General features: G+C 54.2%; 3 protein-coding genes. 1 reads left to right on the top strand and 2 read right to left on the bottom strand.

All coding sequences use genetic code 11. The annotated features are described in order from the left end of the window. Positions 1-305: ABC transporter substrate-binding protein (locus tag VGN12_06470; protein HEY4309079.1), on the bottom strand; the 305-nt coding region annotated here is incomplete at its 3' end. Positions 306-509: 204 nt separating this feature from the next. Beyond that, a complete protein-coding gene (locus VGN12_06465; GenBank protein HEY4309078.1) occupies positions 510-1,874 on the bottom strand; it encodes an aspartate ammonia-lyase in 1,365 nt (454 codons plus the stop codon). A 300-nt stretch (positions 1,875-2,174) separates the two neighbouring features. On the opposite strand from VGN12_06465, the gene VGN12_06460 reads away from it, so the two are divergent. Next, a complete protein-coding gene (locus VGN12_06460) occupies positions 2,175-3,056 on the top strand; it encodes a helix-turn-helix transcriptional regulator (GenBank protein HEY4309077.1) in 882 nt (293 codons plus the stop codon). Positions 3,057-4,003: the final 947 nt, after the last annotated feature.

The raw sequence follows: 4,003 nt of genomic DNA, 5'->3' as shown, positions 1-4,003 counted from the left end.
CGAACGGGATATCCCGCCTTGGTCGCCTGGATGATGCCTTCAACGTCAGTCGCGGTGACGTCGGCCTGTCCCGAGACAACTGCGGTTGTTGCCAACGGCCCGCCCTTCAGCTGAATGAAGCTCGTGACGTTCAAGCCATTCTTTTTGAAGATACCTTTTTCATACGCAACCTGAAGATAGAGGTTGTCGAATGATGGCGGCGTTTCCGGGGTTACGACCTTGATATCGTAGTCCTCGGCGAAGGCGCCGGAAATCGTCAAACCGAAAATGGCTAGCGCCGTCGCTGCGCGCTTGAAGGTGAGCATTCTGGCTACTCCTTAAAACCTTTGCGCGAACGCACGGGTTCGCTTCGGCCTCTGTATGCTTGCGAGCATTTCCTCACATCAAGAATTGCTACGCAAGGCATTTTTATCGAAATTTTTCGAAATCGTGACAGATTGTCTGTATGAGGAGCATTTTGACGCGTAAGTAGGCCTTATCCGCACCTTTTTTGGGCATTGGTAGGCTTGCTAGTGAGCCTTGGCACCGAAGGGCACGGGACCCAAAACCTCTCGCCGGGCAGCTTCGAGCGTGGCGCCACTCTCAATCAGCTTCGCTACTTTTGCGGCCGCCTCATAGCCGATCTCAGGAACAAGCGAAGTAACAAGAGCAACCGCCGACGTAAGCGGTCGCGCACATGCGTCGGCATTGGCTTCGATGCCTTCAACACAAAGCCGCGTCAAAACCCGGATGGCAGAAGTGAGATACCCAATCGACTCGAAGGTCTTGAGCACGATGACCGGCATCATGGCGTTGAGTTGAAGCTGGCCGGCTTCGGCTGCAAGCGTAATAGTAATGTCGTTACCAACAACGTTGAAACAGACTTGATTGACGACCTCAGGAATGACGGGATTTACTTTCGACGGCATGATCGAAGATCCAGGCTGCCGTGCCGGAAGCCGTATCTCGCCAAGACCACCGTGCGGACCGCTCGAAAGCAAGCGCAAGTCATTGGCAATTTTGGAAAGCTTGGACGCCGTACGCTTCAGCATCCCTGAATAGAGCACGAACGCGCCCATATCCCATGTGGCCTCGATAAGATTAGCCGAACGCACGAACCGGAAGCCCGTCAATACATTGAGCCGGCCCAAGGCCAGTTCGCCGAAGCCGGCGGGCGCATTCACGCCTGTTCCGATCGCCGTGCCACCGAGCCCCACCTCTGCAAAGTTCGAGGCCATCTCGGGGAGCTTTTTGACATCTTCTTCAAGCGTCGCTGCAAACGCCGAGAACTCTTGCCCCAAAGTCATCGGAACAGCGTCCTGCAATTGCGTCCGGCCCAATTTCTGAACGCTTTTAAATTCGGTTGCTTTCCTATCGAAGGCCGCAGCGAGACGTGAAAGCTCTTCTGTGAGCACTTCTCCAGACTTGAATGCAGCTAGCCGTGCAGCCGTCGGATAAACGTCGTTGGTGGATTGCGACAAGTTCACATCGTCGATGGGATGCAACGCGCTGTATTCACCCGGCCTGAAGCCCAACGATTTTAGTGCGAGGTTCGCGATCACCTCATTCGCGTTCATGTTCGTTGAAGTACCAGCTCCACCCTGAAAGACATCGACAGCAAACTCGCGATCATGCGCACCGGAACGAACCGCCGCGCAGGCCGCAACAATCGCGCTGTACTTCTTCTCCGACAACTTGCCTAGCGACAGGTTTGCAAACGCACACGCCTCTTTCACGCATGCAAGGGCCCAGGGAAATACCGGCCATTCCGCCAATGTCCGTCCGGAAATGGGAAAATTCTCGACCGCACGATCCGTCTGTGAACCATATAAGGCGTCCAGGGGGACACTGCGTTCGCCGAGAGTATCTTTTTCAAGCCGGACTGAAGCTGGCATGATGGATGTGTCTCACTGGTTTAAATGCGGACAAAGCCTGTGGGCTGCTCCTCATCGAGCCGAGGGACCGTATCAATTTTTAGACGAGTCGCAAGAGGCAACAGAGGCCCGGCCTGAATGGCTCTTATATTATGCGTAATGAGGGTCTAATTATTGATACGAACGCGAATAAAAGGACAGTTTACAAATGTTGCGTCAAGAGCGCGCCGCCGACACCGGACGTGCTATTAGCTACCGCTGCGCCTAAAAGCTCCTTCGGTAACAACCCTTTGCAGACGGTTTAAAGCAGCAACGAACGCAATGGCACCGTGGGAAGAGATCGGGAATCGGCTACGCGCTTACCGGATGGGTAAGGGCATCTCAGCTTCAGACATGGCTGAGAAGATTGGAGTTTCGCGCGCAGCCTTGTATCGCCTCGAGAAGGGCGAACTAGTAAAGATCGAGACGCTAGCGAAACTGGCCGAGCTTCTTGACGTTTCTCTTCCATCTTTGATGGGCGTAGGCGTTGAGTATTACAAAAATGCGGCCAGCTTTTTTGAACGCATGCGTCAGCTTGAAGAGAATGTCGTCCAGGTTCTTGGTAACTTCACGCCAATATCATTTCTGCTTTTGTCCGATGAGTATGTTGGACACTTGCGTACAATGCTTCTGGAAGCCATTCCAAACGAAAATTCCGACCATGCAAAGCTCGTAGACTACGTGGAGCGCGTATTGAATATCTTGCGGGAGCGTCGCGGCGGCTCAGTACGTCGCCCTCCCCCAATGGTCAGCATTGTGAATTCTGAAACTATCGAACGCCTCTTGAACTCTGGCCTTGTCGGCCGATACGGCCTTCCTCCTAATGTGGTCAAGAAGCGGCGCGCATTGGCGAGACGCGAAGTAGAGCGAGTTGTCGAAATCTTCAGGAAACAACCGATCGGAACGCAAATTGGCGTTGTCGACCATTTCGCTGCAGAGCAGACCTTTCAAGTCTTCGAAAAGACTACAGCTACTTTTGTTTCGATGAGTCCCTACCGATTGGGTGACCACCCAAATATTTCCGCAGGGATCGCAATGGTCACTTCCGCTCCTGAGGCAGTGACCATGTTCAAGGCGATGATCGTCGATCAATGGAATAGGGCCGAAAAAGGTGAGAGCGGCGCGAAAAAGATTGAGACAATTCTCGCCCGCTCGCCGAAGTGACGCGCCATTCATCTGGCCAGCCATCCGAAAGAGATCGACTGGGCTTCTGTGACACACCCCAGCTCATTGAATGGGCAAGAGGAACGCCCGCGAAGATAGTTGGTTACGGCGAGAATGACGAGCTATGCATTTTGCACGCGATCCCAACAGCCGAAGGCACAGTCAAGGTCGCGGTTGAACATTCCGAGGCAACGTTTTTAGGAATGAAGGTGCAGCTTCGGTCTTGGCATGGTCTCTGTGTAACGCACAGAGTGCGTGGCGGCGGACGCAGTCATAGTCGAACCCGTCTCCACTTCAAATTCCCTGGTAACAGGGAAAAGAAGAGGGATTTTTAGAATTCCGACCAGTTTTCGGAGCGCGCTCTGCCATTAGTCCAATGCTACTGGGGATCTACGGCCAAGTTCCCTACTCGAGAGATCAGAGAATTTCTGAGAATTAGCGGGCAATTTTCATGGCTGATCAGCGAAGCGTTCGTCACTATACGCCCCCTATCGAGGACTAGTCCGCCCGCGGTCTTGGTGGCGGGATCGTAGCTCAACACCACTTGCTTGCCGGAAGCCGGGTCGTCATCCGTTCCATTTGGAACAACGGTCGACGACAAATGAACAAATTCGGTTTCGCTAACATCTGGCTACACGACGAGCCTCTCAGTGCGCGGTTATTTTGGCATTTTCCCCCGGCCGACGCTGCGAGCGAGCACGATCAAACCTAGCCCGCCGTAACGATTGCGTCGGCGACGAAAGTGTCCGCCGCGGGGCCGAGCACGGTACGGGCAACCTCAACGCAGGTGTGACGTGGCTTCTTCCTCCGTACGCGTCTTTATCTCCCGTGCGAGTGGGTTTTTGAGCTCTTCACGAATGTGACCGACCAGTCCGATAGCGCGCGCGATCACGCCGACACCACGAACAATGTTCCACGGCATTCCGAGTTCGCTCGCCAACGCGGCA

Source organism: Pirellulales bacterium, from assembly GCA_036499395.1.
In the GTDB taxonomy this organism is placed as follows: Bacteria; Planctomycetota; Planctomycetia; order Pirellulales; family JACPPG01; genus JACPPG01.
The sequence above is the reverse complement of the archived record's forward strand: the minus strand, read 5'-3'. Positions and strand labels throughout refer to the sequence as shown.